The organism is Curtobacterium sp. S6 (assembly GCF_000710345.2).
Classification (GTDB): Bacteria; Actinomycetota; Actinomycetes; order Actinomycetales; family Micrococcaceae; genus Rothia.
Genome location: NZ_KL537415.1, coordinates 103,214 through 129,481 on the forward strand (window position 1 = coordinate 103,214; position 26,268 = coordinate 129,481).

Annotated in this window: 25 protein-coding genes and 1 riboswitch; of the genes, 9 read left to right on the forward strand and 16 right to left on the reverse strand. The window is 66.8% G+C overall.

What is annotated here, in order from left to right; translation table 11 throughout:
* Window positions 1-2 precede the first annotated feature (2 nt).
* A complete protein-coding gene (locus CURSPS6_RS11450) occupies window positions 3-824 on the reverse strand; it encodes a thioesterase family protein (protein WP_030016345.1) in 822 nt (273 codons plus the stop codon).
* Between the two features lie 189 nt (window positions 825-1,013).
* Between CURSPS6_RS11450 and CURSPS6_RS11455 the strand changes: the two genes are divergently transcribed.
* Both CURSPS6_RS11455 and CURSPS6_RS11460 read left to right on the forward strand, forming a co-directional pair.
* Window positions 1,014-1,814, forward strand: coding sequence for an HAD-IIB family hydrolase (locus CURSPS6_RS11455; RefSeq protein WP_030016347.1), 801 nt, complete (start codon window positions 1,014-1,016; stop codon window positions 1,812-1,814).
* Between the two features lie 136 nt (window positions 1,815-1,950).
* Window positions 1,951-2,865, forward strand: a complete 915-nt coding sequence (locus CURSPS6_RS11460) for a sulfite exporter TauE/SafE family protein (RefSeq protein WP_030016349.1) — start codon at window positions 1,951-1,953, stop codon at window positions 2,863-2,865.
* 4 nt (window positions 2,866-2,869) lie between these two features.
* Here CURSPS6_RS11460 and CURSPS6_RS11465 read toward each other — a convergent pair whose 3' ends face one another.
* Window positions 2,870-3,706, reverse strand: a complete 837-nt coding sequence (locus CURSPS6_RS11465; RefSeq protein WP_030016351.1) for a hypothetical protein — start codon at window positions 3,704-3,706, stop codon at window positions 2,870-2,872.
* 71 nt (window positions 3,707-3,777) lie between these two features.
* On the reverse strand, window positions 3,778-4,704 hold the full coding sequence (locus tag CURSPS6_RS11470) for an NAD-dependent epimerase/dehydratase family protein (protein ID WP_030016353.1): 927 nt from the start codon (window positions 4,702-4,704) through the stop codon (window positions 3,778-3,780).
* Window positions 4,705-4,813: 109 nt separating this feature from the next.
* Between CURSPS6_RS11470 and CURSPS6_RS11475 the strand changes: the two genes are divergently transcribed.
* Window positions 4,814-5,494 (forward strand): TetR/AcrR family transcriptional regulator, encoded by a 681-nt coding sequence (locus tag CURSPS6_RS11475; protein WP_082470520.1) that lies wholly within the window; start codon window positions 4,814-4,816, stop codon window positions 5,492-5,494.
* On the opposite strand, the gene CURSPS6_RS11480 is transcribed toward CURSPS6_RS11475, so the two are convergent.
* The gene (locus CURSPS6_RS11480; protein WP_160319800.1) at window positions 5,491-6,099 is read right to left on the reverse strand and encodes a TetR/AcrR family transcriptional regulator; all 609 of its coding nucleotides are present in this window, start codon (window positions 6,097-6,099) and stop codon (window positions 5,491-5,493) included. The genes CURSPS6_RS11475 and CURSPS6_RS11480 overlap by 4 nt on opposite strands.
* 85 nt (window positions 6,100-6,184) lie before the next feature.
* Here CURSPS6_RS11480 and CURSPS6_RS11485 point away from each other — a divergent pair, with 85 nt between their 5' ends.
* Complete coding sequence (locus CURSPS6_RS11485; RefSeq protein WP_051687983.1) at window positions 6,185-7,708, forward strand: MFS transporter; 1,524 nt, start codon at window positions 6,185-6,187, stop codon at window positions 7,706-7,708.
* A 100-nt stretch (window positions 7,709-7,808) separates the two neighbouring features.
* The gene (locus CURSPS6_RS11490) at window positions 7,809-9,062 is read left to right on the forward strand and encodes a glutaminase (protein ID WP_030016361.1); all 1,254 of its coding nucleotides are present in this window, start codon (window positions 7,809-7,811) and stop codon (window positions 9,060-9,062) included.
* Between the two features lie 3 nt (window positions 9,063-9,065).
* Here CURSPS6_RS11490 and CURSPS6_RS11495 read toward each other — a convergent pair whose 3' ends face one another.
* The 3 genes from CURSPS6_RS11495 to CURSPS6_RS11505 all read right to left on the reverse strand — a co-directional run bounded on the left by CURSPS6_RS11495 (window position 9,066) and on the right by CURSPS6_RS11505 (window position 13,023).
* Window positions 9,066-10,310 carry a cystathionine gamma-synthase gene (locus CURSPS6_RS11495; protein WP_082470522.1) on the reverse strand — a complete coding sequence of 415 codons (1,245 nt, stop codon included), beginning with the start codon at window positions 10,308-10,310 and terminating at the stop codon, window positions 9,066-9,068.
* Window positions 10,307-11,737, reverse strand: coding sequence for an O-acetylhomoserine aminocarboxypropyltransferase/cysteine synthase family protein (locus CURSPS6_RS11500; protein ID WP_235503770.1), 1,431 nt, complete (start codon window positions 11,735-11,737; stop codon window positions 10,307-10,309). Before CURSPS6_RS11500 ends, CURSPS6_RS11495 begins: the two co-directional genes overlap by 4 nt.
* A gap of 36 nt (window positions 11,738-11,773) precedes the next feature.
* Window positions 11,774-11,890: riboswitch (SAM riboswitch) on the reverse strand.
* Between the two features lie 170 nt (window positions 11,891-12,060).
* Window positions 12,061-13,023 carry a LysR family transcriptional regulator gene (locus CURSPS6_RS11505; protein ID WP_200910954.1) on the reverse strand — a complete coding sequence of 321 codons (963 nt, stop codon included), beginning with the start codon at window positions 13,021-13,023 and terminating at the stop codon, window positions 12,061-12,063.
* A gap of 121 nt (window positions 13,024-13,144) precedes the next feature.
* On the opposite strand from CURSPS6_RS11505, the gene CURSPS6_RS11510 reads away from it, so the two are divergent.
* Entirely contained in the window at window positions 13,145-14,146 is a 1,002-nt protein-coding gene (locus CURSPS6_RS11510; protein ID WP_235503771.1) for an EamA family transporter, read from the forward strand.
* A 71-nt stretch (window positions 14,147-14,217) separates the two neighbouring features.
* On the opposite strand, the gene CURSPS6_RS12730 is transcribed toward CURSPS6_RS11510, so the two are convergent.
* The 8 genes from CURSPS6_RS12730 to CURSPS6_RS12900 form a co-directional block, all read right to left on the reverse strand.
* Complete coding sequence (locus CURSPS6_RS12730; protein ID WP_200910955.1) at window positions 14,218-15,144, reverse strand: hypothetical protein; 927 nt, start codon at window positions 15,142-15,144, stop codon at window positions 14,218-14,220.
* Window positions 15,145-15,189: 45 nt separating this feature from the next.
* Window positions 15,190-16,149, reverse strand: a complete 960-nt coding sequence (locus CURSPS6_RS12735; RefSeq protein WP_200910956.1) for an alpha/beta hydrolase family protein — start codon at window positions 16,147-16,149, stop codon at window positions 15,190-15,192.
* 123 nt (window positions 16,150-16,272) lie between these two features.
* The gene (locus CURSPS6_RS11520) at window positions 16,273-17,274 is read right to left on the reverse strand and encodes an ATP-grasp domain-containing protein (RefSeq protein WP_030016371.1); all 1,002 of its coding nucleotides are present in this window, start codon (window positions 17,272-17,274) and stop codon (window positions 16,273-16,275) included.
* A complete protein-coding gene (locus CURSPS6_RS11525) occupies window positions 17,271-18,446 on the reverse strand; it encodes an ATP-grasp domain-containing protein (RefSeq protein ID WP_030016373.1) in 1,176 nt (391 codons plus the stop codon). The genes CURSPS6_RS11520 and CURSPS6_RS11525 overlap by 4 nt, the downstream gene beginning before the upstream one ends.
* Window positions 18,443-19,642 carry an MFS transporter gene (locus tag CURSPS6_RS11530; protein WP_030016374.1) on the reverse strand — a complete coding sequence of 400 codons (1,200 nt, stop codon included), beginning with the start codon at window positions 19,640-19,642 and terminating at the stop codon, window positions 18,443-18,445. Before CURSPS6_RS11530 ends, CURSPS6_RS11525 begins: the two co-directional genes overlap by 4 nt.
* The gene (locus CURSPS6_RS11535; protein ID WP_082470524.1) at window positions 19,639-20,775 is read right to left on the reverse strand and encodes an ATP-grasp domain-containing protein; all 1,137 of its coding nucleotides are present in this window, start codon (window positions 20,773-20,775) and stop codon (window positions 19,639-19,641) included. Before CURSPS6_RS11535 ends, CURSPS6_RS11530 begins: the two co-directional genes overlap by 4 nt.
* Window positions 20,776-20,799: 24 nt before the next feature.
* Window positions 20,800-21,885 carry a pyridoxal-phosphate dependent enzyme gene (locus CURSPS6_RS11540; RefSeq protein ID WP_082470526.1) on the reverse strand — a complete coding sequence of 362 codons (1,086 nt, stop codon included), beginning with the start codon at window positions 21,883-21,885 and terminating at the stop codon, window positions 20,800-20,802.
* Window positions 21,875-22,807, reverse strand: coding sequence for a hypothetical protein (locus CURSPS6_RS12900; RefSeq protein WP_152978149.1), 933 nt, complete (start codon window positions 22,805-22,807; stop codon window positions 21,875-21,877). Before CURSPS6_RS12900 ends, CURSPS6_RS11540 begins: the two co-directional genes overlap by 11 nt.
* A 212-nt stretch (window positions 22,808-23,019) precedes the next feature.
* Here CURSPS6_RS12900 and CURSPS6_RS11550 point away from each other — a divergent pair, with 212 nt between their 5' ends.
* From CURSPS6_RS11550 to CURSPS6_RS11560, 3 genes are all read left to right on the forward strand, one after another.
* Entirely contained in the window at window positions 23,020-23,433 is a 414-nt protein-coding gene (locus CURSPS6_RS11550) for a DCC1-like thiol-disulfide oxidoreductase family protein (protein WP_082470528.1), read from the forward strand.
* 77 nt (window positions 23,434-23,510) lie between these two features.
* Entirely contained in the window at window positions 23,511-24,623 is a 1,113-nt protein-coding gene (locus tag CURSPS6_RS11555; RefSeq protein ID WP_030016380.1) for an LLM class flavin-dependent oxidoreductase, read from the forward strand.
* Complete coding sequence (locus tag CURSPS6_RS11560) at window positions 24,616-25,341, forward strand: CE1759 family FMN reductase (RefSeq protein WP_082470530.1); 726 nt, start codon at window positions 24,616-24,618, stop codon at window positions 25,339-25,341. Before CURSPS6_RS11555 ends, CURSPS6_RS11560 begins: the two co-directional genes overlap by 8 nt.
* A gap of 73 nt (window positions 25,342-25,414) precedes the next feature.
* Here CURSPS6_RS11560 and CURSPS6_RS11565 read toward each other — a convergent pair whose 3' ends face one another.
* On the reverse strand, window positions 25,415-26,113 hold the full coding sequence (locus CURSPS6_RS11565) for a LysE family translocator (RefSeq protein WP_030016383.1): 699 nt from the start codon (window positions 26,111-26,113) through the stop codon (window positions 25,415-25,417).
* Window positions 26,114-26,268: the final 155 nt, after the last annotated feature.

Sequence of the window (26,268 nt, forward strand, 5' to 3'; positions counted from 1 at the left end):
GGCTACGCCCCGACCTTCCGCAGGGTCAGCGTTTGCTCGGCGCGCCCGAAGGCACCGCGATCATCGTGAAGGATCGAGGAGGTCAGCCCGATGCCGTCGGTCCCGAAGCTCACGAAGTTCTCCAGGCCCAGCCATTCGCCTTCCGGCTCGCGGAAGAGGTGAATCTGAAGGTCAACGTTCGGGAAAATCCACGCCCCGTCGCCGGGGGCCACGCGGGTCGCGATGCCGTTCGAGGCGTCCACGACGCCCATGAGCCGGACCCAGTCCGGCGAGTCCTGGCCCTCCACGAGCGGTAGCGTCGGGCGAATCCACCCGAGGCCGTGCCCGCTCCGGTGGCCCGGCGCCTGGAAGCCCTCGATGGACCGGATGAAGCCACCCGGCCACACGTCGGAGGCCCGCCACGTCGTGGATTCCTCGCGCGACGGGATGCTCGCTTCCTCCGTCGCGGCCACCTCGCTCGTGTCCGAAGTGATCAGGCGCCACGCCGTCGCCCGGATCGCGGTGCGGCCGCCGGCGATCAACTCCGCCTGGATCAGCTCGATCGTGCGGCCGGGACGGATGGTCGAGGTCACCACCTCGAACTCTCCTCCGGGGATCACGCCGAGAATCTCGAAGCCGATGCGGGCGATGCGCATGCCCTCTCGCGGTTCGTGACGGCTCAGGCAGTGCGCCATGATTCCCGAGGCCGGGGCCATGTGCTGCTCGTGCTCGTTCCACGCCCCCTGAGCGTGAATCGTGGAACGGAACCGCCCCTGCCCTTCCTCCACGTAATAGGCATCCGCCTGCGTGAGTTCCTGCGGCTGTTGCTGACTCGTGTGCTCCATGCGTCCTCCCTGGTGCCCGGTCCGTCGCACGCCGGGTCGTGGGGCCGTCCGCCCGGTGGCGCGCGGCCCGCGATGTCGTCCTCGTCATCGAGGTTCTGTGACGGACCTTACCCGGAACGGGCGTCGTACCTCGCACATCCGTACACTTGGTCCAAAGATCACGCGCCCACCGACACACCAGGGGACTCCATGACGCCGAAACTGATGGCCTTCGACCTCGACGGAACCCTGGTTTTTGACCAGCGGATCAGCCGGGAGAGCATCGAGGCCATTCAGGCCTGGCAGGCCGCGGGTAACGTGGCCGTCTGCTCGACGGGCAAGTCCATCGCCGCGACGATCCACGCCCTGAAGGGCACTGGCCTCCGGTTCGACTATTACGTCTTGTATACCGGCGGTGCCGTGACCGACGCCGATTTCCGGGTGCTGATGAGCCACACGATCCCCAACGACGTCGTGCGCGAGATCGTCGAAACCATGACGCGTGAACCCGGGGTCGCCGTCTACGGGACCACCCTCGAGACCGATCACGACGTGCAGTTCCCCTCCACGACCGGGACCAAGGCCAGCTCGATCCTGGCCCACTTCGCGCCCTTGAACATCGAGGAAATCCCGGACCACGAATTCGTCGGGGTGCCCCTGTGGATCGATGGTCGGGAAGACCTGATCGGCAGCACGGCGACCTGGATCCGGGAGCGCTTCGCCGGGCAGGTGGACTGCCACCGCAACCAGGACTTCCTCGATGTGGTGCCGCCCAACTGCACCAAGGGCACGGGCCTGGCCTGGCTCGACGAGGCCCACCTCGGCGGGCGCTACCAGACCTACTCGATCGGCGACTCGTGGAACGACCTGGCCATGCACGAATGGGCCCAGCACGCCGCGTCCTTCCCGTACTCACCGCAGGAAGTCAAGGACGCGACGCAGACGGTCGTGACCACCGCTGCCGAGTACATCCACTCCATCCTGGAGGGTTCCTCGGCGAGGTCATCGTAGGTCACCTGGGCCGTCCGCGTTCGCCCTGATCGCAACGCGAGGTCACCCGGGTACTCGCTTCTACTCACCCTTTGAGCGCGGCACGCGCGGCTCCCTATGGTGTTCAGAATTGATCACCTCAATCCGGGAGTGCCTCGTGAAAACCCTGATCTTCCTCGGCCTCATCGGGCTGGCCGCGCAGCTCGTCGACGGCTCGCTCGGCATGGCCTATGGCGTGACCTCGTCGACGCTCCTGCTGACCGCGGGCCTCGCGCCCGCGTCTGTCTCCGCGACGGTGCACCTGGCCGAGATCGGCACGACCCTGGCCTCGGGCGCATCCCACTGGAGGTTCGGCAATATCGACTGGCGGGTCGTGACCTTCATGGCCGTGCCCGGTGGGATCGCCGCTTTCTTGGGCGCCAACGTGCTGACCGCGTCCGGGGAGGGCGCCGAACCGGTGATGTCGGTGATCCTGTTGCTCCTCGGCGCTTATGTCCTGGTGAGGTTCCTGCGGATCCCGAAGACGCGGCCGTCCTTCCGTGGCAAGGTTCCCGGATTCCTCCTGATCCCCCTCGCGATGGTCGCCGGCTTCATGGACGCGATCGGCGGCGGCGGATGGGGCCCGGTCGGCACGCCGACGCTGCTGGCCTCCGGAAAGATCCCCCCGCGCAAGGTCATCGGGTCGATCGACGCCTCCGAGTTCGTGGTCAGCCTGGGTGCCTCGGCCGGTTTCCTCCTGGCCCTGGGACACCAGAGCATCAACCTGCCGTTCGTCCTTGCCCTACTGATCGGCGGCGTGATCGCCGCGCCCGTCGCGGCATGGCTCGTGCGTCTCTTGGCTCCGCGGATCCTCGCCGTCGGCGCGGGCGGACTGATCATCGTCACGAACAGCCGGACCCTGCTCTCGACCGACGCGGCGCAGTCCGCGCTCCCCGCGGGGGCCTCCACGATCGTGCTGATTGCCTTGGCCGCCGCCTGGGTTGCCACCCTCGGCTGGGTCATTCGTCAGCAGGTGACCGCGCCGGCCGCCGATCCCGCCCAGGAACCCGAGAAGGTTCCCTCGGAGCCGTGATCCGCTACTGGACCTGCCACTCCCAGCCGTCGTCGATCAGCGGATCCGTGTAGACCAGGGTGCCCGCCTCCTGAGGAATGTCGAGGATGACCGCGCCCGACGTCTTCTCCCCGGGCCCCATGCCGAGAGGAATCGTCTGGTGAGGCGGAATGCAGCTGTACGTGGAGACGGTTGCCGGCTGGCTGATGAGGTTCCCGTCCGCGCCGATGAACTTCCAGTTCGCCTCGGAGAAGTAGAACTTGTTGTCGTACAGGACGCTTTCCATGTCCGCGGCCGACCCCGTCGAGACGTCCATGTTCAGGCGGATGAATCGGCCGTTTTCGGGCTTGCCGGCGTAAGGGGCCGTGCACTGGGGCGAGTTTTGAATGCCGTTGAGGACCATGGTCGCGGCGGGCTGACCGCTGGCGCCGTTGATGACCGCTGGCTGGCCGATGCTCTTGACCAGGTTCCCGCGCTCGGATCGGGTTCCGTTGGCCGCCGGTGCCTCCTGCTCGGCCTGCGGGGTGGAGGCCTTGGGGGCCGGCGTCGGGCTTTGCTCGGTCCCCTGGCTCTGGCCTCCACTGTTCCCCTGGTCGGTTCCCTGGCTCTGGCCACCGTTATTCCCCTGGCTCGAGGAAGAGCCGGAGGGCTCCGGGGATGAACTCTGCGTTCCCTCCGAAGGCTTCTTCGAGGATTCGCTGGGCGAGGCCGAGGCGGACGAGCTCGACGACGTCGACGACGACCCGGAAGGTGAGTCCTTCGAGTCATCCGACGACCCACCGCATCCGGCGACCGTGAGGCCCAGGAGAGCGACGACGGCGAAGGTCGCGAATCGAGATGGGTTCTGCAAGGGGCGGTTCATGGTGACGTCCTTTGGAGTGCGATGTTATGTGATTACTCACCTCGGCATCAGCTTACCGCCAGGTTCGCTCGTCAGGGGGCTGTGGACGAAAGAATCTCCCGGACCGCGGAACGGAGCGGCGTCGGCTCCAGGCCGTAGCGACGACTCAGCGTCCCGGGGCGCATCAGCACCGGACGGGTCCACAGATACGACTGATTCACCAGCTCCCGGAGCATGGGATGCGTCCATGCCACGGCCCTCACGACGCCCACCGGCACGGCTCGAATCGCTCGACGGCGCACCCCCGCCTCCTCGGACACCACGCGGTTCAATTCCTCCAGGCTGCACTCGGTGATCGACGGTGCGTGCAGTATCGCGTCCCCATCCGGCGCCAGCTCCGCGGCGTTCTCCGCGGCCACCATCATCGACGCCGCGAGGTCCGGAATATAGGTCACCGTGTGCTGCACACGGGGCTTTCCCAAGGCATATCCGGCCTTGCCCCGCGGGCGCGGCACCATGACCGCCAGATGTGCGACGGAGGTCGACGGCGCGGCGGTCGGTCCCCACAGGTCCGAGGCGACGACGCTCAGCGTGGTCGCCTCGTGCTCCCGGCGGGCCGCGAGAAGCTCCGCCCGAACCTGGCCCATCGGGCTCCGCGGCGCCAAGGCATCGCCTTCCGCCAGATCTTGGGCCCCCGACCCGAATCCGTACACGGACTCCGGAAAGACCACCGGGATATTCGCCTCGGCGGCCAAATCCATGACGGCTCGTTCCCGCTCGGGGAGAACCTTTCGCCATGCGTCGGCGTCGTACGAGGTGTGAACGCAGTGGAACACGGCCGCCGCGTCCCGCATGGCCCGGGCCAGGAGGTCCCGGTCGGAAACGTCCCCCACCTGAACCTCGGCCCCTTCGACCTCCTGGTGGCTACGTCGCAGAACCACCACCCGATGACCGGCGTCGGCTAGATGTCGCACGATCTGGGTACCGATCTGACCGGCGCCCGTGACGAGGTATTTCATGATCCACCACTTTCTGAGAGCAGTGCTCTCTCATTGATGGATTCAGCGTATGCCAGGTCGGGGTCTCATTCAAGAGCAGTGCTCTCGTTTTTTGTGGCAGACTGAATCCATGAGCACCCCACGTACCACCCGCGCCGAAACCCGCGCGCACATGGAGGCGGCGATTCTGGACGCCGGTCGCCAGCAGTTGGCGACGCGCGGCGCCGCCAACCTGTCCCTGCGGGAGGTCGCGCGCACGATCGGCGTCGTCTCCTCGGCGGTGTACCGATACGTCTCGAGCAAGGACGAGCTCCTGACGATGCTGTTGGTCGATGCCTACGAGTCTCTCGGCGGCTTCGTCTGCGAGCGCGTCGACCCCGCGACGGAATCCGCCGCGCGTTTCCGGGCCATCGCCCACGCCATGCGGAACTGGGCCCTGGAACACCGTGAGCAATGGGCGCTCCTGTACGGATCGCCGGTGCCCGGCTACGCGGCCCCGGAGGAGCGCACCACGAGCGCGGGGACACGAGTCATCGGGATGCTGATCGCGGCGATCGCGGAGGGAAATCCCAGGTCAGGCCAGCCTTCCGAAGCCCTGACCGCGTGGATCGTCCCGGAGGTGGAAAAACTGGGCGTCGAGGCCACCCCCACCCAGATCGCGTTCGGCATCGAGGCCTGGGGAACGCTGATCGGAACCATCAGCATGGAACTCTTCGGGCAGCTCGGCCCGCTGCCGGAAGAACTCGGCGAAGAGATCTTCGCACGCACCACGGGGTCGCTCGTAGGGCGCCTGACCGGCGGCGACGCCTAGGCGTCGCCCTTGATCCGGTCCACGAGATTCAGCAGGTCCTCCAGGCCATCCGGGCTCATGATCGACGCGGCGCCGGGGGCCGACTCCCGCAGGCTATCGACGACCGGCGCCCCCTCCGAGTCGAGCCCGCCGCCCGCCATCGCGGCGTTGTAGTAGAGGCCGTCGCCCATGAGGAGAATCGCGGAGGCGATCACGGGGTCGCCGACCTCTCCCAGGATGATCTCGTACCAGTCCGCGTGGATCCGGCGCATGGCCTCGCGGGCCTTGGGCTGCGCCTCCTGCCCCAGGCTCAATACGGCGATGAACGTGCGGTCTATCGCCGCACCCTGGCTCGACTCGTCGTTGAGGTAAAACGCGGAGGAGCGCACGTAGTACCGCGAGGGGCCTTCGGGGGACGAACGCATGAGCTGCCGGTCCTCCTCCGCATAGTGGAGGAGGCGTTCGATCAGGCCGTCGGCCAGCGCGTTCTTGTCCTTGAAGTGATAGAGCAATCCGCCCTTGGAGACCTCCGCGCGCGCGGCCACCGCATCCATGGTCGCCGCTCGCTCCCCCTCCGAAATCAGAATGGACTCGTAGGCGTCCAGGACGCGGGTCTTTGCACTCATGATGTCGACCATAATGCCTTGGCGGTAAACAGTCCAGACGGTACAGTTGCGGTAGTCAACCGAACCATCACGGGATTGGAGCAGCATGTCTCTCACCTCGAGGCGCAAGAACCTGCGCCCGGAGCACCACGAGCGCCGTTGGGCCGCCCTGGCCGTGCTCATGCTGCCCGTGATGCTGATCGCCGTGGACAACACGGTGCTCTCCTTCGCGCTGCCGCCCATCTCTTCGGACCTCGAGCCCACGGGCACGCAGTTGCTGTGGATCGTGGACATCTATTCCCTCGTGCTCGCCGGCCTCCTGGTCCCCATGGGGAGCCTGGGGGACCGCATCGGGCGGCGTCGCCTTCTGCTGATCGGCAGCACGGGATTCACCGTCATCTCGATCGCGGCCGCCTTCGCTCCGAGTGCGGCCTGGCTGATCGCGGCCCGCGCCGCGATGGGCCTGTTCGGTTCGGTGCTGATGCCGGCCACGCTGTCCCTGATCCGGAACATCTTCGTCAACCCGCAGGAACGCCGCCGCGCGATCGCGATCTGGGCCTCGGGCTTCTCCGGGGGCGCGGCCCTCGGGCCGATCGTGGGTGGGTTCCTCCTCGAACACTTCACGTGGGGATCGGTGTTCCTGCTGGCCGTGCCCATGTTGGTCCCGTTGCTGGTCTTCGCGCCGATGCTGGTTCCGGAGTCGAAGGACCCGAAGCCCAACCGCATTGACATCCCGAGCATCGTGCTGGTCATGGCCACCATGACGCCGCTCGTCTACGGCATCAAGACGGTCGCCAGCGACGGGCTCCGCGTCGACGTCGTGGCCTGCCTGATCGTCGCCGTCATCGCGGGCATCTGGTTTGTCCGGCGGCAGCTCGGACGGCCCGACCCCATGCTGGACGTTCGCCTGTTCACCAACCCCGCTTTCTCGGGGGCGGTCAGCGCAAACCTGCTGAGCGTGTTCTCACTGGTGGGTTTCCTGTACTTCGTGTCCCAGCACCTCCAGCTCATCAGCGGCATGACGCCCATGCAGGCCGGTTTCGTGCTGATCCCGGGGCTCGCGGCGACGATCATCGCCGGCCTCACCGTGGTTCCGTTGGTTCGGCGATTCAAGCCGTCACACGTGGTCGCCGGGGGCCTCACGCTGAACGCGATCGGCTTCGCGATCATGACCTTCGCGGGCCCGGCCGGTTCGGACCTCGGGCTGATTCTCGCGTTCGTGATCCTGGGCGCGGGGATCGGCTCCGCGGAGACTATCTCCAACGACCTCATCCTCTCGGCGGTGCCCGCCCATAAGGCCGGCGCGGCGTCGGCCATCTCGGAGACCGCCTACGAATCCGGCGCGGTGCTCGGCACGGCGGTCCTCGGCTCGATCCTCAACGCGGCCTACTCGGCCAACGTCTCCGTCCCGTCGGACGTTCCCGCGGCGGCCCGTTCCACCGCGCAGGAAACCCTCGGCGGCGCCACGGAGGTCGCCTCTCACCTGGGCGGACCGGCCGGCGCACAGCTCCTCGAATCCGCCCGCTCGGCCTTCGACTCGGGGGTCGCGCTGACCTCGGGCATCGGCGTCGTCCTGATGATCTTCGCGGCCGTCATGGCCCTGCGGACCCTGCGGGATGCGGAATCATAATCCGACCCCACGACGCGCGTAGCGTCGCCGGATTTTTCGCATAGGCTCGGTCTGAACCGAACCACAACCGTGATCCTCGTCGATCACCAGGAAGGACGTCGTGGAGTCCCCCGTACGCAAGTACATGCAGCAGTTGCTCGAGGAAACCCGAGGCCAGGACGGCGGAGAGCTCGCCGACTACATCCCGGAGCTGGCCAAGGCCGCCCCCGACGTCTTCGCGATCGCGATGACCACGATCGACGGCCGCACCTATTCGGTGGGCGACGACGACCGCGAGTTCACGATCCAATCGATCTCCAAGCCCTTTGCTTACGCGACCGCCCTGATGGATCGCGGGCTCGACGCCGTCTCGGAGAAGGTCGGCGTCGAGCCGACGGGTGAAGCTTTCAACGAGCTGTCCCTCGAGAAGGGCACCAACCGACCCAAGAACCCCATGATCAACGCTGGTGCGATCACGATCCACAGCATGCTCGCCGACCCCGGCTCGTCGCTCGAGGAGCGCGCCGAACGCACCCGGGAGTTCTTCTCCCGGCTGGCCGGACGCCACCTCGAGATGGACGAATCCGTGTTCCGCTCCGAGTTGGAAACCGCCGACCGCAACTTCGCCCTGGCCCACATGCTCCGCAACCTGGGGGTCTTCGAAGAGCACGCTCATCAGGCAGTCGCGGGATACGTGGCGCAGTGCGCCATCAAGGTCAACGTGTGCGACCTCGCCGTGATGGGCGCGACCCTGGCCAATCGCGGGATGCACCCGTTCACCGGCGAGCGCGTCGTGAGCCGCGAGGTCGCCCGCCAGGTGCTCGCCGTGATGGTCTCGGCCGGCATGTACGACGCCTCGGGAACGTGGTTTTCCAACGTGGGCATCCCCGCCAAGTCGGGGGTCTCCGGCGGCATCCTCGGTGTCCTGCCCGGACAGGTGGGTATCGGCGTCTTGTCGCCCCGCCTGGACACCAAGGGCAACAGCGTTCGCGGCGTCCGCGTGTTCAATAAGCTCTCGCAGGATATGGGCCTGCACCTGTTGGACGCCGGAATCTTCGGCTCGAACGTCATCCGCTCCGTGAGCGAGGAGCCCGACGAGACGATCATGCGGATGCAGGGCGTGATCCAGTTCTCCGGTGCCGAGGCGATCATGCACCGCCTGTCCGGCCTGGAATGCGCTTCCGGCACGATGGTCTTCGACCTCACCCGCGTGACGCGCCTCGACGCGATGGCCCGCAGGATGTTCTTGGAAGGGCTACGCCGCCTGATCGCGGACGGCCACCGCGTGGAGATCATCGACCCCGACGATGTCCTGCCGGACCCCGACCTCGGAGGCAACACGTACCCGGTGCAACGCGAAACCGACCGCGACTGATCCCTAGGCGGTCGCCAGGGCCGCGTCCAGGTCTTCGATCAGGTCTTCCACGTCCTCGATGCCGACCGACAGGCGCACGACGTCGCTCGGCGGGGCCTGCGGGGTGCCCTTGGTCGAGCCGTGCGTCATGGTCGCCGGGTGAGAGATCAGGGATTCGACGCCGCCCAGGCTCACGGACAGGCCGAAGACCTGCGTCGCCTCGGCGACCCGACGGGCCGCCGCCTCCCCTCCCCGGAGCCCGAGGGAGACGATCCCGCCGAATCCGGTCATCTGACGCGCCGCGATCTCGTGGCCGGGGTGGTCCGGCAGGCCCGGGTAGTAGACGCGATCCACGGCGCGATGCCCCTGGAGCCACCTCGCGATGACCTCGGCGTTTTCGGCATGTTGCCGCATCCGCACGCCGAGGGTCTTCAACCCGCGGGAGGTCAGGAATGCGTCCTGCGGACCCGCGACCGCGCCGCCGGCGAACTGCTGGAATTGGACCAGGTCCGCGAGGGGCTGATCCTCCCACGCGGCGTCGCCCACGACCACTGCCCCACCGAGAACGTCCGAGTGGCCGCCGATGTACTTGGTCGTCGAGTGCACGACCGCGTCCGCGCCCAGGGTCAAGGGGTTTTGCGTGGCCGGAGAGGCGAAGGTGTTGTCCACGAACAGCAGGGCGCCGTGGGCGTGCGCCGCGTCGGCCCAGTCGCGAATATCCACGATCGTCAGCAAGGGATTCGTGGGCGTTTCGAGCCACACCACCCGGGCTTCCGGGGCGGCAAGCGCGCGTTCGCGGGCGGCGTCGTCCCCCGGGGCAATGAATTCGGTCGCCACGCCCCACCGCGCGTAGAGCTGGCTGAGCAACCGGTGCGTTCCGCCGTACGTCTCGGCGACGGCCACCACGGTGTTGCCGGGGCGCAGGGTCGACCGCAGGAGGGCGTCCTCGGCCGCGATCCCCGAGGCGAAAGCGTAGGCCGCCGATCCGTGCTCGAGCGCCGCGAGCTGGGTTTCGAGCGCGTTACGGGTGGGGTTGCCGCCGCGGGAATATTCGTAGCCGTTCTTGAGGGTCTCGACCCCGGTCTGGGTGAACGTGGAGGTCTGATAGATCGGCGGGATCACCGCACCCGTGTGCGGATCCGGCTCCTGGCCGGCGTGAACCGCGGCGGTGCGGAAGCCGGGCCGACGCGGGGTGCGGGTCGGCGCTTCCTCGGGGATGGCGTGAGGGCGAGCATCGTTGTGGTCGATTCCGTGGTCGAGGGGGCTCATGCGCGCGCCGCCTCCTTCCGTTCCGTGACGTGGTGCTGGGCGGTGGCGTCCTGGTTCGCCGCGGCGGCGGTTTGCGGCGCCCCCACGGAGTCGAGGGCCTGAGCCAGGTCGGCCCACAGGTCATCGACGTCCTCTCGCCCCAGGGCCAGGCGGACGGTCTGGTCCGTGATTCCGCCGGCGGCCTTGAGCTCGGGCGTGAGCCGACAGTGCGTGGTCCAGGCGGGATGGCTGATCATGGACCGGCCGTCCCCCAGATTGACCGCGATCGTGAATAACCGAAGGGCGTCGAAAAACTGTTCGACCTCCCGGGTGGTGCCGTCCAGCTCGAAGGACAGGATGGCGCCGGTGCCGCGAGGAAAATCCCGCCGCGCGATGACGGCGTCGGGCGATCCGGGCAGGCTCGGGTGCCGCACCGCCGCGACCCTGGGGTGCCCCTGGAGCCTGCTCGCGATTTCCTCCGCGACCTCGCAGTGGCGCCGGACCCTGACGTCCAGGGTTTCGATACCCTCGAGGGCCTGCTGGGCGTTCCACGGCGCCAGACTCGGGCCCAGGTCGTTGAGCAACTGCGCCCTGACCAGGTGCAGAAAAGCACCGTGCTCTCCGCGAGCGGCCACCATGGATTGGTTGCCGAAGCGCCGGCGGGGCGCGGTGAACTGCGGCCAGCGGTCCGCATCGAGGCTCGGGCTGAACCGACCGGTGTCCACGACGACGCCCGCGAGCGCGGTCCCGTTGCCCGTCAGGTACTTGGTCACGGAATGCACCACGACGTCGGCCCCGAGGAGGCCTGGCCGCAAGAGGTAGGGAGTCGCCAGCGTGTTATCCACGATCAGCACGGCGCCCGAGGCGTGAGCGATCTCGGCCAGCGCGGGCAGGTCCGGAAGATCCGCGTGGGGGTTACCGATGGATTCCACCAGGAACGCGCGGGTCCGCGGGGTGACGGCGCGCGCCCATTCCTCGGGTCGGTGCGGGCTGACCCACGTGACGCCGATGCCGGCCTCGGCGAGGGTGTCGTTGAGCAGGTCCGCCGTGCCGCCGTAGATCCTGTTGGAGGCCACCACGTGACCGGGGTCGACGTCGGGGTGCGGCTCACCGTCGGGGCTCTGTCCGGACCGTCCCGCGAGCGCGAGCAGGGCGAGGCTGATGGCCGCCTGACCGGAAGCGGTGGCGACCGCCCCGACCCCGCCCTCGAGTTCGGCGAGGCGTCGTTCCAGAAGACCCACCGTGGGGCTACCCGTGCGGGAATACGTAAAACCCGGTTGCCGCTGGGCAAAACATTCGCGGGCCTCGGCCAGGGAGCCGAAGGAATACGAGGCCGTCAGGTACAGCGGCGGGTGCACGGGATGCGCGGCCGGCGGGTTCGCGGTTCCCCCGTGCACCTGGACCGTCCCGATCCCGGGTGCCGTGGGGTTCGTTTCAGCGGACATCATGACCTCCTCCTGGGCGGGCGCCGAGAGGGTCTCGAAACGCCGTGCTTGCCGAGGCGATGGCGCTCCCGGCCGGATCGTCATCTGGGGCACCCCATCACAGCGGGAAGGGTTGCCGACCGGTCAGCCAGAGCATTTCGACCGGTACTCGTGATCCTTAGCCCCGAACCTAACAGCGCCGCCCGGGGCCCGGCAGGTCATGACGGAATATGCGCGCCGTGCGTCACACACGGTTCACCGGGGCGTTTCGACGCGTCATATGACGACGTGCGACGGCGGCGCCGGGAGGTCCGGTCGACGCGATCCGAGAGCGTCCGTCCGGCCGCTCAGCGGCTCAAGCGCAGCTCCGGATCCGGGGAGGCCTCGCGATGCACCGCGGCCTCGAAGGCTTCCCGGCATGCGCGCACCGCGGGGTGGTTCTCGCGGCCGGTCCGCACCGAGGTGTAGACCATGCGGTACCCGTTGCCGGGAAGTCCGATGAGCCGCGTGCCCGCCGCGGCGTGATCGCCGAGCAGGGCCGGAATCACGGCGACGGCGTGCCCCGCCGCCACGAGGTTCGATTGGATCAGCGGATTGTGGGTGTTGAACCGGACGCGCGGTTCGAAGCCCGCGTGGCGGCACAGGGCCCGCGCCCAGAGCCCGGTCGGCTGGTCGTCGGGGTCCATGGCCCACGGGCAGTCGGCCAGGTCTCGGAAGGTTTCCGGGATGTCCGAGAATGGCCCCGTCGTCGGAATCACCAGATACATCGGGTCACGAATCAGGTCGACTCGCTCGACGCCCGGGCGCACGGGCTCCGCCAAGCCGGGATATTCCTCGCCGATGATCATGTCGACGTCGTGGGAAACGAGCCCCTCGTAGGCCGCCGTAACCTCCTGCTCGGTGATCTCGACGGTCAGTTGCGGGTGGGCCTGCTCCAAATAGTCCAGGGCCGTCGACGCCGCCGCCATGACCGCGGTCTGAAAGGCGCCGATCCGAATGGTTCCGCCAACCGTCGTCTGGGCCCCGGCGAGGTCCGCCTCGGCCCGCTCCATCTGGGCGAGCATTTCCTCCGTGTGCCGGACCAGGGTCACGGCCTCGGGCGTCAGGCGGACCCCTCGACCCACGCGCTCGAGCAGCACGACCCCGGCCTCCTTTTCGAGCAACGACAGCTGATGGGAGATGGCCGACGGGGTATACGCCATCGAATCGGCGGCGCGGGCAAGGGTCCCCAGCCGGTGCACCTCGCGAAGCATGCGAAGCCGTTGCAGATCGAGCATGGACCCTCCGAGCGTTGCGTGAATAATCTTCACCGGGTTCCGTGAAATACCTTCGCTAGACTACTCATTCCCGAGGCCCCAAGCTATAGAGGTGGATGTCGCCGAGGGGCGTCTTCCGCGTCGTCCATCGCAGTCATCTACAGGCAGGGCCGTCATGAGCAGAATGAACACCGGACCCGTGACCGGCGTGACCCCGGCGGTCGTCTCGACCGGGTCGATGCCCACGGTCAACCCCGACCCGGCCTCGCAGCGGCACATGGGGCTCGGGGTCCTCATGGTGCTCGGCTCCTGCACCTCCCTGCAATTGGGCGCCGCCATCGCCACACAACTGTTTCCGACGCTCGGGGCCTGGGGCGTCACGTCCTTGCGGATGGCCTTCGCGGCCCTCATTCTGCTGCTGGTCGTCCGGCCCCGCATTGCGGGGTGGACCTGGCACCAGTGGCGTTCGGTGATCCTCTTCGGCCTGGCCCTGGGCGGCATGAACGGCTTCTTCTACGCGGGGATCGACCGCATCCCGCTGGGGGCCGGCGTGGCCATCGAGTTCTTGGGGCCGCTGACCCTCGCGGCGGTCCTCTCCCGCAAAATGGTCGATTTCCTGTGGGTGCTCCTCGCGCTGTGCGGCATGGGCGTTTTGGGCTTCGAGAGCCTGACCTCTAGCGAGGCCGCCCTCGACCCCCTCGGCGTGATGTTCGTGCTGATCGCCGGCGCCTTTTGGGCCGGGTACGTGCTGACCAGCTCGAAGGTCGGCAAGATCGTCCCCGGCACCGGAGGTCTGGCGATGGCGATGGTCGTGGCGGCGATCGCCATGGCACCCGTGGGTGGACCCATGGCCGTTCACGCGTTCTCGGATCCCGCCTTGCTCGGCGTCTGCGCGGCGGTCGGGCTGCTGTCCTCCGTGATCCCCTACTCCCTGGAACTCAAGGCCCTGCGCGTTCTGCCCAGCGCGACGTTCAGCATCTTGCTGAGCCTCGAACCGGCTTTCGCCGCGCTGTTCGGGTTCTTCCTGTTGCACCAAGCGATCAGCCCGCTCCGCTTCCTCGCGATCACCCTGGTGATCCTCGCGTCGATGGGCACGACGCTGTCCTCCACCAGGGTCAGCGTGCCGAAGCGGCGGCAGGCCCGGCGTGCGGCCTCGGCGATGAGCGCACGCGAGTAGTGCCGGGCCCGGCGGGCACGACGAGGCCTCGGTGCCGCCGAAAACCGCCGAGGCCCGACCCGGCCCCGTTCCTAGTGCGGCAGCGGCACGTAGATCACGCTGCCGCCGAGGGCCATCATCGCGAAGAGCGTGACCGTGACGATGGGCCCGAGCCAGACCCGTCCCGTGATCGTGAAGAACGCCCTGTTGAACAGCGGGAGGATCACCATCATCGGCAACACCGACTGGAGCATGTTCACGTAGAGCCAGTCGTCGGTCCAGAACACCGTCCCCGTGGAGAAGAACGTGACGTACTGGATCACGAAGATCGCCGCCAGGCCTACCGAGTTGGCGAGCGCGGCGATCAGGTAGCCCACCCACTTCTTGTGCCCCGCGATGCGCATCGACCCGTTGACGCGCAGCGAATTGCTGAAGAAGAAGACGAAGAGCAACACGATGTACATGAGCCCGACCCAGAACCACCGCGCCGAGATCGGGCGGGCCGCGACCACCAGGAAGCGGTAGTCGGAGTGGAACAGCCCGTAAATCACGGACAGCAGCACGTAGAAGCTCGTGACGAGCAACAGCGCGAGCAGGAGCGTCTTGCCGAAATCCTTGGCGCCGATCCTGAGCCCCCACGTGCGGGAGCTCGCACCGCGGCGTCGCCCATAGAGCCAGTGCGTCCCGAAGAACAGCGCCAGGCCGAACAGCCCGTTGACCAAGGACCAGAGCAAAACACCGTTGACCATGCGCGCGGGGAAGAACCACGTGTTGACCGAGTTGGTCGCGTCGGGGAACACGAATTTCGTGGCGTTGGAGAGCGGAATGAACGTCAGGCAGGCCACCGCGGCAGAGACCACCAGGGTGCCCCAGAAGATCAGCTTGCCGACGCCGGTCTGCCGGCCCTGTGGCGCCGGAACCGGTTGGGCCGCAGAGCTGAGCGCCGGGATGCGCAGGAACAGCCTGCTCAACGGCAGGAGCATCACCAGCCCGCCCACCAGGGAGATCAGGTTGAACACTTCCTTCAGGAACCAGGTCTGATTCCCGCTCGAGAGGTCGGTGTGTCAGTCGAGGGTCGTCGTGAAGAAGTCCATGAGGCCGCCGATGGCGCTGGGCGACATCGGTTGGAAGGGGTGGATGGTCTCGTCGTTATTGGCGATGCGGTAGGTGCGGTCCGAGGCGTCCCCATAGGGGGTGTCGGTATCCACGGAGGTCACGTGCTGGCTCTTGGGCAGGCCGGAATTGATGAACGCGATGGCCTCCGGGGCGTCGGTCAGGTCGCCGTCCCCGTTGACGTTTCGGTATCCGCCCTCGTCGTACCGGGCGTAACCGAGGCCCAGGTTCGAGTCGATGTTCTTGAAGGACTTCTCGTCGAAATTGCGTAGCCACCCGGAGATATACGCCGACCGGATTTTATTGAGGGACCGCGCATGGGCGCGCTCGTCCTCGGTCACCGTGGCGCCGCCGGGCGAGGAAGGTTCGGCGGCCTTCTTCAGGGCGTCCTTCTCCAACTTCCCGTAGTGGGCCGCGGCGGTCCTGACCTGGCTGCCTCCGGCGGAATGTCCCGTCATTCCAATACGGTCCTGGTCCACATAGTTGAAGGTCGAGGTCTTCGTGACGTAGTCGACCGCAGGGATCAGCGCGGATTCTTTGGAGCCGGGATCCTGCGAGCTGGATTCGCCCTGGTTATAGGGATCGACCACGAGCGTGGCCATGCCGCGTCGGCTCAACTCGAGGGAATTGCTGACCTGGGTCTCTTTGGTGCGCTGGAAGCCGGGGGTCACCACGACCATCGGCACCTTGTGGTCCTCACTCGCGGCGACCGGCTTGTACAGGTCCGCGGAAATCACCTGCCCGTTGGGGCCGGGGATCTTGAGGCTCTGCACCTGAACGGTTCCCGCGTTGGTCTGGACGAGGAAGGAGCCGAGGCCTCCCACGAGCACCATGGCCAAACAGACCAGGAGTTTCATGACGTCGCGTCGGACGTTCGAGGCCGGTGCGATGCGTCGTGAGGAACTGGGCATGGGTGAGACTTCCCTCCCGGAAGGCGCCAAAAAATTAGTGTCACTAGGTATTTAGAGCCTACTCGCCCAGAGGCGCTCGCACCGCCCCGGCCTTCCATATTTCTCTACGGATACGACACCGTTTCAGCCTGTCCCAGAGCCCGAAACCTTCAGAGCACCATCGAGTGCTGCGGCGCAGGCATCCACCCCGATATCGATGCCCGTTGCGGCCAGCTGCCCGCTGATCCCCCCGGGGTTCACCAGGTTGTACTCGACGATGTAGGGGAACGCCAGGTCGATGCCGACGTAGTTGATGCCGTGCTCCTGCAGCTCACGGCCGACCTCCTCGCACAGCTCCCGGGCGGCCTCGGAAATCTCGAGTTCGGTCTCTACCCCGCCGACCGCGTAGTTACCGCGGAATTCCGCTCCCGTGGGCGTCTTTTTGTAACCGCCCACGACACGACCGCCGGCAACAATCACTCGGTTCTCGGCCGCAGCCATCTCCGGGATGTACCGCTGCAAGAGGGTGTATTCCTCGGCTTGACCGTACGCTTCACGCGTGTGCATCTCGTACTTCTGGTAGGCGTTCCCGGTTGCGGCCTGGATCAATGCGGACCGGTTCGAGTCACCCTTACGCAGGAGAAAGACGCCGGCGCCGCACCCCAGGTTCGGTGGTTTCAGGACCCAGGTGTCGTCGGGCGCCGCGTCGACGACCTCCCGCACCTCGGACTCCTGCAGGAGCACATGCGACGGGGCGAAATGTTTCGCGGCCCGCAGCCCGAGCACACCGATTTTGTTGTTGATGAAGACAACAGATGATGGCCGGTTGACGAAGGTGACTCGCTGCTCAAGCACCCAGAGCAGCTGGAAGAACTCTCGCTCTCGGGAGGGGTGCGAGTATTCCAGGAGCCACACCAGGTCGAAGTCCTCGCAGGAGAGCGCCTCGGTCATCCGTGGGTGCTCGTCTCCCACCTGACTTTCCTCGAACGGGGCGGTGCGCGCGGTGACACGGCCGTCGACGAGGGTGAGCGTGTCGACGTCACCGAGCACAACCTCATGGCCGAGCTCGTGGAGGGATCGGGGAATGAAGAAGTTGTTGACCGGTTCGTAGTGGGTTCTGTGGAGTGTCAGGACGAGGATCTTCACGGGAGTGCCTTCTGGCGTTGGAGGGATAGTTTCGCTTCGGTGATCGTGCTTCCGGCGAGGATCACATACGCGTGCCGGTCCGCAGAGCACACCATGTCGCCGCGGTGACCTGCCGCTTTCAGGACATCGGCCTCTTGCACACTCTCGGTCCGTCGTACTGTGTCCAGCCAGTGCTGATCGGTGGATGGCCAGGTGCGCAGATCGGGGAAGAGGACGCTCGCCTGGTTGCCGGTTGGTTCTGCGTCGGGCAGTTGTTGATGCTGGTAGGCGGTGAACAGCGCCTCGAATGCCGACCGGCCAACGCTCCACTTCATGAGGTCAGCGATGTGGTCGCCGCCGACTCGTCCGTGGGCTTCAATGAGCCGGGGTTGCCCGTCCTCGAGAATGAACTCACTGTGCGAGAGCCCAAACCGGTAGTCGGCGGCGTCGAGAACCGCGCGGGCCGCATCGAATAAGCGATCCCGATGCTCGTCTGGGATTCGAGCCGGCTGATGGTGGCCCGTCTCGACCAGTCCGCTCGTCCCGCCCGTTTCTTTCTCGGTCACCACCAAGGGGCGGTGCACACCATTCCAGGAGATGCTTTCCACCGAGAACTCGGATCCGACGAACCGCTGCTCGACGAGGTAGGTGCCGGGCTCCAGCTGGACGGCGTGAAGCTGCCTTTCCGAGGTGATGCTGTGTACCCCACGGCTGCCGGAGCCGGAGTTTGGTTTAACGACGATGCCGTGGGGAGCTCGCGCGAAGAACCGCCGAAGGCCTCCGTCCGACTCCTCCGAAATGTTTGCTGACCAGTGGAGTCCGTTAAGGGGCGAATCGGTGGGCAGCGACGCCCGCAGTCGATGCTTGTCCCGCATCACTTCCAGGCTCCTCACCGTGGGGAAATTCCCGCCCGCCAGGCCCAGGGCACTGTTCACGAGCGCGGCCACCTGAGAACTGTCGTCTCCCAGGCCGACGCACAGCACTTCCTCCGGGGGATGCCCGCTCCTCCCGACGATCGGCTCGAGGGCGCGCGTGACCTCGAGGGCGTCTAACGGGTCGGCCACCTCGACGGCCTCCCGTTCGGTGGTCAGCGAGGAGAGCGACCGAGCATCCGCGACGGCGGTCATCGAGGCGCCCACCGATTCGGCCGCGTCGAGGACGGCCTGGCGAGGGTTAAGGACGAAGAAGATCACGAGTCCACCTTTCGACGTGAGAGAACCGCGGAACCGGAGAAGCCGAGGGCGGCCACCGGAAGCACCAGCCAGAGAACTGAACCGGGGGTGCCGAGATGCTCGATTAGGGCGCCGCCCGCACTCGAGCCCGCCAGCGAGGACACGCCGCCGACCGTGGCGGTAGTGCCGTACGCGCGAGTGAGCCCAGGCCCCTCACTGCGGAGCCGCGCGGTCACCTCATCGAGGGTCGGGCTGATCAGAAGCTCAGCCAGGCTGAACAACGTCGCGAAGGCAATCACGGCTCCCGGCCCCGCCGGTATGGGCAACACCAGGAACGCTCCACCGAACACCAGGAATCCGGTGGCGAGAATATGCGGGGATCGGACGCCCTTGAGGAGCCCGACGAGGAGCGGATACTGCACGACGAGGATAAGTATCGCGTTACCCGTGTACACCCACGTCGAGCCCAGCGGGGTGCCGAACCCTCTCTCCGCGTAGACGGGGACAACGAGCGCCCACTGGGAGTAGATGCCCCAGTACGCCAACGTGCAGCCGAGCAGAACGAGGAAGGGCTTGTCGAACCCGGGCCCGGACCGGGCAGCCGCTCGTCCCGCCGGCGGGGCACCCTCCTCCGGCGGCTGGAACGTGACGAAGAACAGGCCCAAGCCCAGCACCACGTATGAGATGACCACGGAAAGAACGATCACCGAGAATGACGCCGCGACGAAGACCAGACCACCGATGGACGGGCCGACGAGAGCACCGATGTTCACGGCGATGGATCTCATCGTGATGGTTCGACGGTCGGCAGAGGCACGCATGAGCTCGGTTTTGAGCGCCAAAGCGGTGGAGGAACTACCTATGCTGGCGACCACGGCGCCGGCCGCGTAGACCAGTGTGTTGCCGTCGATCGCGAAAGCCAGAAGACCCACGCTGCGCAGGGCCAGACCGCCGACGGCTAGAGCCCTGGACCCCAACCGGGCGTTGACCCTGCCTATCAACCCCGACAAGATCTGCCCCGTGCCCGAGAGGAGCCCGAGGACCGCTCCGGTAGCGCCGGCGCCTATACCGCGATCCAGGAGTTCAAGGGTTATCAGCGGATAGAACATGAACGTGGTGACGCCGCTGACCACAATCGCGGAGAGGAGGAGCCCCGTTGACGAGGTTGGCTGGCCACCGGCGCCGGGGAGCGTGGCATCGGGAGGCTGCGCGGTCACCGGATGTCCACCGTGAGCGCTTGCGATGCCGCGATGGCCCGATCCTGAGCGAGTGCCGGCGTGTTGGCGGTGGCAAAGACGTTGCCGATGCGCGCCCGGTACGAGTGAGTGTCCGAGACCCGGTCACCCACGGATTTCGACGCGGTCCACCCCGGCCGCCCAGGGTAATTCTGGAGCTCCTGGAGGCCGTCAACACCGCGCAGTCGACCCATGCTGGTGGCGTACACGCTCACGTGGCTGTGCCCGGCGTGAATCTCACGGGAGTTCGGCAGGTCGGGCTCGAGGTTAAGCGCGTCGTCGACCGCTAAGGCATACGGGTCAAAGTTGGTGCATTCGTCGATGGCGGGTGTGATCAGGGCGCCCGGCATCCGGGCGTTGAGTTCGACCAGTGCGAACCCGTGGGAGGTCTCGATGAACTCGATGTGAGCGAAGCCGACGTCATACCGTAGCGCCTCGAGAAGCCCGCGGGCCCAGCGTTGCACGTCCGCTTCCCACGGCGTGCCGTGCTCGTGGGGGAACGTCTTGACCTTCTCCAAGAACAGTGGAGGGGCCGTCAGGACACGGTTGGTCACGCCGAAGAAGACCGTTGCTTTGCCGTTCGACCAGAGCTCCGCCGAATAGACGGGGCCGCGGTAGTAGGGCTCGGTCATGTACTCCGCGGGGTCGTCGAGGGACTCGAGCGATGCGCGGAGTTCGTCTTCCGTACGCACCAGAGTCACACCCGCGGATCCGGTACCGCCTCGGGGTTTCAGGATCTTCGGGAGCTGATCGAGGGAGCCGGCAGGTTCCCCGCTCACCGCGTTTCGGACCCACTGCTTATCGCGCAGATCTCGCAGTCGCGCTGACGTGAAACGACGAGGCAGTTCGAACTCTTCGCGGAGCTCAGCTGCGACGACGCCCCAGGTGTCGGTGGGGCTGAAAACCCCACCGATCGTGTCTCGTTCGCTTCGGACGTACTCGCGCAACGTCGCGTGATCGCGCGTGGGAAAGGTCAGCACGTCGAGCCCGTCCACATCGGAGTAGATCGTGGGGTCCTCCGCGAGCAGCCTGAGCCGGTACCCGCGCGTGCTCGCGTGGTCGGCCATCCGCCGCACCCCAGCTGTCATCGCCTCCACGGCCAGTAGGATCTTCACTGCCGTTTGCACCGTCCCTTCGGTCTAGCCCTGATCGGTTGCTGAGTGGCTCCTGACTACAGGACGCCGATCCGTGGTGTGCGCGGTTCGCGTGCCCCACGAGCTTTCCTGCCCCACGCGATAAAGCTGCCCCGACCATTCCGCGTAGCACCACGGTGGCCGCAGGTCGGAACGCCGGGTCACCGGTTCGGGGGAGAAAGCGGACAACTGCGGGGAGGAAGGTTCCTCGAAAACTTGGCGGGTGTATCGATGCCCCGTGTCCGCGGCCAACATCACCACGTGCCTTGGTTCCGCCTCGCGCGAGGCCCACCGGGACACGAGGTAGTTCGCTCCGCTCGACAAACCGGCGAAAACCCCGGTGTCCCGAAGGAGCGCTTGGGCGCCGACCACCGCGGGTTCGAACCCGACCCAGTGGATCTGGTCGTAGAGGCTGTAGTCGATGTTGCGGAACTCGATCGCGCTACCGATTCCCGCGATGATGATCTGGGGGTCGTCGACGTGCTCGCTACCGAAGGACACGCTCCCGAACGGCTGGATCCCCCACAGCCTGTGGTCCACGCCGGTGGTGTTCCACCGGTGCGCGATTCCGGCCGTGGACGCCCCCGACCCCACACCCCCTACGAGCAGAAGCGGCTCGTCAGGTGTTCCCTGGGCTATCCGATCGGCGACCCGCTGATAGCCCAGGTAGTGAACGTTGTCGTGGTACTGGCGCATCCAGTGGGCGTCGGGATGTTCTTCGAGGTATCGGTGGACCCTCGCGACACGGTCATTCTGGTCCAGGGCCAGCGAACTCTGGTTCGGCGCCTGCTCGACCGTCGCTCCCAACGCGAGCAGCTGGGCCTTCAAGGTGGCGTCGACGGTCACCGACGCGACGATGTGACACCGGTAGCCCTTCCAGTGGGAGACCAGGGCTAGCGCGTAGGCGTAGATGCCGCTGGAGCTGTCGACCAGGGTGTCGCCTCGTCGAATCTCGCCGGTGGACTCGAGATGGTCGATGGCGCCGATGACAGAGGCAACCTTCATGGATTCGAAGCGGACCACCGTGAGATTCTCAGCCACGCGAACGATGTCGGGTTCGGCCAAGCACTGTGCGATGTGTTCATGCGTCATGTGAGCCCACCTTCTCGAATCGTGCGGTGAGGTCACGTGCGTGGAAGTAGCGAGAAAGGCGTTCCTTATCCGCGATGCTGAGAGAGGCCGCGAAGAGCAGCATCACGATGGACCCGGTATGTGCTCGGGCGACGCCGATTGCTCCCAACTTCCGGAAGTCTCTGCCGAGCTCGTCGATGACGGGGTTCGGCAGGTAGTCCTGGGCAAGGAGAGCGCTACGCGTTGCTTCCTGCGCGACAACCTCGAGGTCTCGGCCGCGCAGTCCCTGGCGTATCCGCGCCAGGGACTCGGCGTAGTCGCGGGCGTTCTGGCGGTATGCAGCCAGGAGTTCGGCCTCACTGACGCGCCTGGTCTCAACGCCGGAACCGCTCAGGGCGTAGCAGGCGTGAAACGCGATATCCGAACCGAAGTCCTCGATCAACACGTGTTCCGACGTCTTATAGAGCGACACCGAAGGGCGGAAGACGGGGTCTGATCGTTCGAGCCTTCGCAGTATGGCGATCACGTCCTGTTCCAGGAGGACCACGCCCGCGGCGTCGGCGAGGCACCGGAGAAAAGCCACGATATCCGCGGTGGAGCTGGCCATTCCGTGCCCGGTGGCTAAACCGGAGTCGAATGCCCAGGCCCCGCTCGGTATCCGCGCCCCCGGGTAGCGTTCGTGGAATTTGACCAGCGCGGCCTGCCGCAGAGGCGTCAGGCACGACGCGGGGTTTTGCGATTTTGCAGATGAGGAAAGTACAGCGCGGCTGAAGGATGCGGTCGGTAGCGATACCACCGCCACGGTCTCGTCTACCGGCCCTTGCCAGAGTTCCCCCAGAACGCCGTGCGCTATGCCGATGGCTGCCCGACGATCGGGTGGCGCCCAAGAACCATCCCGAGAACGTACGGTTGCGTCGCTGACTCCCTCTACCTTGACTTGCATTGCTAGACCCGTCCCTGCCTAATTCATTGACCTGACAATAACGACCTAGAGGTGTGGCATAAATCTCGCCAGCAGGATACGCCCCTAGTCACAGCCTGTAAAGGGTGTCTCACACCGTGGCGGATCCCTCCCCAGGGTTCGCACGGCACGGCCCCGCCAGGCGCACAAACTCGTTTCCACACAAGCCGGCGGCTGGGGGCTAACCTCGAACCATGAGGGTGTTCGTGTATGACGACAATTGCGGTCCCTGCGTTCCCATGGCGCACCTGCTCGCGCGGCGGACCCGGGGCAGATTGGACGTGGCCCCTTTCTCGACGGTCCGCGAAGAGCTCACCGAGGAAGAAATCGAGCGCTTCGCCGACGAAGCCCTGTATGCGGCCGGGCCGAAACCCTTGGGCGGCGCGACCCTTCCCGACGTCGCGCACCGCTGGGGGCACGAGGCCATCGCGTGCGGCCTGGCGGCATCCCACCACCGTGCCGACCGACTGATCGCGCGAATCATCCTTGCCCCCGGGGTTTCGATGATCGCGCGCGCGGGCTACCGCTGGTTTTCTCACAACAGGTCGCGATTCGGCGGCACATCCTGCGGGATCCCGGCCTCGCGGAATACTTTACAAGACATATAATTTTTCCCGGGAATAAGCGGTAGATTGCCGATGTTGCTATGGTCAACTGACAAGGAATCACGGCCCAGGAGGCACCCATGCAACTCGGCATCATGACCATCGGCGACGTCACCCAGGACCCCACCACCGGGAAGACCCCCACCGAGAACGAACGCATCAAGGCCACGGTCGCCATCGCCAAGAAGGCCGAGGAGATCGGGCTGGATGTCTTCGCGACCGGTCAGCACCACAACCCGCCGTTCGTGGCGCCCGGCAACCCGCCCACGCTCATGGCTTTCCTGGCGGCGCAGACCGAGAGGATCATCCTCTCGACCTCGACGACGCTCATCACCACCATGGATCCGGTGCGCCTGGCCGAAGACTACTCGTACGTCCAGCACCTCGCGGACGGACGCGTGGACATGATGCTCGGCCGCGGCAACACGGGCCCGGTGTACCCGTGGTTTGGCCGGGATATCCGGCAGGGCGTCAACCTGGCCATCGAGAACTACGCCCTGCTGCACCGCCTGTGGACCGAGGAGGTCGTGAACTGGCAGGGCAAGTTCCGCACGCCCTTGCAGTCCTTCACCTCGACGCCGCGGCCGCTGGACGGCGTCGCGCCCTTCGTCTGGCACGGCTCGATCCGCACCCCCGAGATCGCCGAGCAGGCGGCGTACTACGGCGACGGCTTCTTCCACAACAACATCTTCTGGAATAAGGAGCACACGCAGCAGATGATCAACCTGTACCGCGAGCGCTTCGAGCATTACGGCCACGGAACGGCCAAGGAAGCGATCGTCGGTCTCGGCGGGCAGTTCTTCATGCGCCCCAATTCCCAGGATGCCTGGCGGGAATTCCGCCCGTATTTCGACAACGCACCGGTCTACGGCCACGGGCCCACGCTCGAGGAGTTCACCGATCAGACGCCCCTGACCGTCGGCTCGCCGCAACAGGTCATCGAGAAGACCCTGTCGTTCCGGGATTATGCCGGGGAGTATCAGCGTCAGCTGTTCCTCGTGGATCACGCCGGCCTGCCGCTGAAGACCGTGCTGGAGCAGCTGGATCTGTTCGGCGAGAAGGTCCTCCCGGAACTCCGGAAGGAATACGCGGCCTCCCATGACCCGGAGGTCCCCGAGGCTCCGGTGCACCCCCGGGCCGCCGCGGCCCGGGACCACCTCGAAACACGCGAGGAGGCGCAGAACCATGCGTAACCCGAAGATCGTGGTCGTGGCCGCCGGCCTGTCCGAACCGTCGTCGACCGCCCTGCTGGGCGAGCGCCTCGCGGAAGCCGCTCGCTCCGCTCTGGAGCGGGCGGGCGTCGAGGCCTCGATCGAGACGGTCAATCTGCGCTCGTTGGCCCACGGCATCGCCGACTACATGACCATGGGATTTCCGTCCGGGCCGATCGGGGCGGCCCTGGACGCGGTGCGCTCCGCCGACGCCGTCATCGCCGTGACCCCGACTTTCAAGGCCGGGTACACGGGACTGTTCAAGTCCTTCTGGGACCTGACGGACGACGCCGACCTGACCGGCAAGCCCGTGATCCTCGCGGCGACCGGCGGCACGGCACGCCACTCCCTGATGATCGACGCGGCCATGCGACCGCTCTTCGCGTACCTGCACGCCGACGTCGTCCCGACCGGCGTTTTCGCGGCGACGGACGACTTCGGCGCGGACACCTCCCTACAATCTCGGATCGACCGGGCGGGCGAAGAGCTGGCAGAGAGACTGGTCTGGCGGTTCGGGACTGGCGAGGCGATCCGCGGCGTAACGACCGTCCGCGAGGCGGCCGAGGAATCCGTGCCTTCGGGTTCGGAGGCCGCGGCCTCGTCCGGTCGGGGTGCCGAGGCGCGTCAGCCCGTCCTGCCCGGCGGAAGCGGCCTGCCCCCACTGACGGTGACGCCTTTCGAGGAGCTGCTGGGCCGGTAGCGGCCGTCGGCGCGCCGAGCGGAGCGCCCCCGCCCGGCGCACGGCGGTTCGGCCCGTTCGACGCCGTCGCGCGCTAGGCCCTCAGCCCCAGCAGGCCGTCGACGATGAAGACGATCCCGATCACCGCGAACAGGCAGGTCGTGACGACCTCGACCCGGAACCAGTACGCGCGCACCCACCGGACCACGACCGCGCTCGAAGCGATCCAGGCGAACATCGAGAACCAGGCCAGCCCGATCGCCATGAACACGAGGACGAGGATCGCGGTCTGCCACCACGGGTACCCGTGACTCATGAAGGGCGCCAACATCGCGCTGAAGAAGACGAGGGCCTTCGGGTTGGAGAGGTTCGTGGCGAGTCCCTTGAGGTACGCGCGTCGCGGGCTGGCCCGGCGGACCTTGACCCGCGGCCCGCCGCGTGAGGCGCCGCGCAGGGCCCACAGCCCGGACAGACCCACATAGGTCAGGAAGGCCCCGCCGAGGATCTTGAGGATCGGCACGATGGCGGGAAACAGCGCGATCAGCGCCCCGAGCCCGATCACGGCACCCATCATCCACAGGAAATTCCCCGTCATCACGCCCAGGGCCGACCAGAGCCCCAGAATGCGCGGATTCGGTGCGTTCTCCGCCGAGGCGTGGCCGTCCGACGCGGCGCGGTCCCGGTCGGCGTCTCGCGGGGCGGCCTGCTGAAGGATCATCAGCACGTCCGGCCCGGGCGCCACCAGCACGACGATCCAGGTCACCACGAGGGGAAGAGCGGTCAAGGGCGTCACGGGGGATCTCCTGGAGGCAAAGTGGTCACGGCGTCGGCACGCGCCCCGACGGGGCCAGAGCCTCCCCAAAGTATCGTGTTCGCGACGTGCCCTGCATCCCGGAGATGCCACGTGACGCACCGCGTCACGCGAGGCCGCCACGACGACTCCCCTTC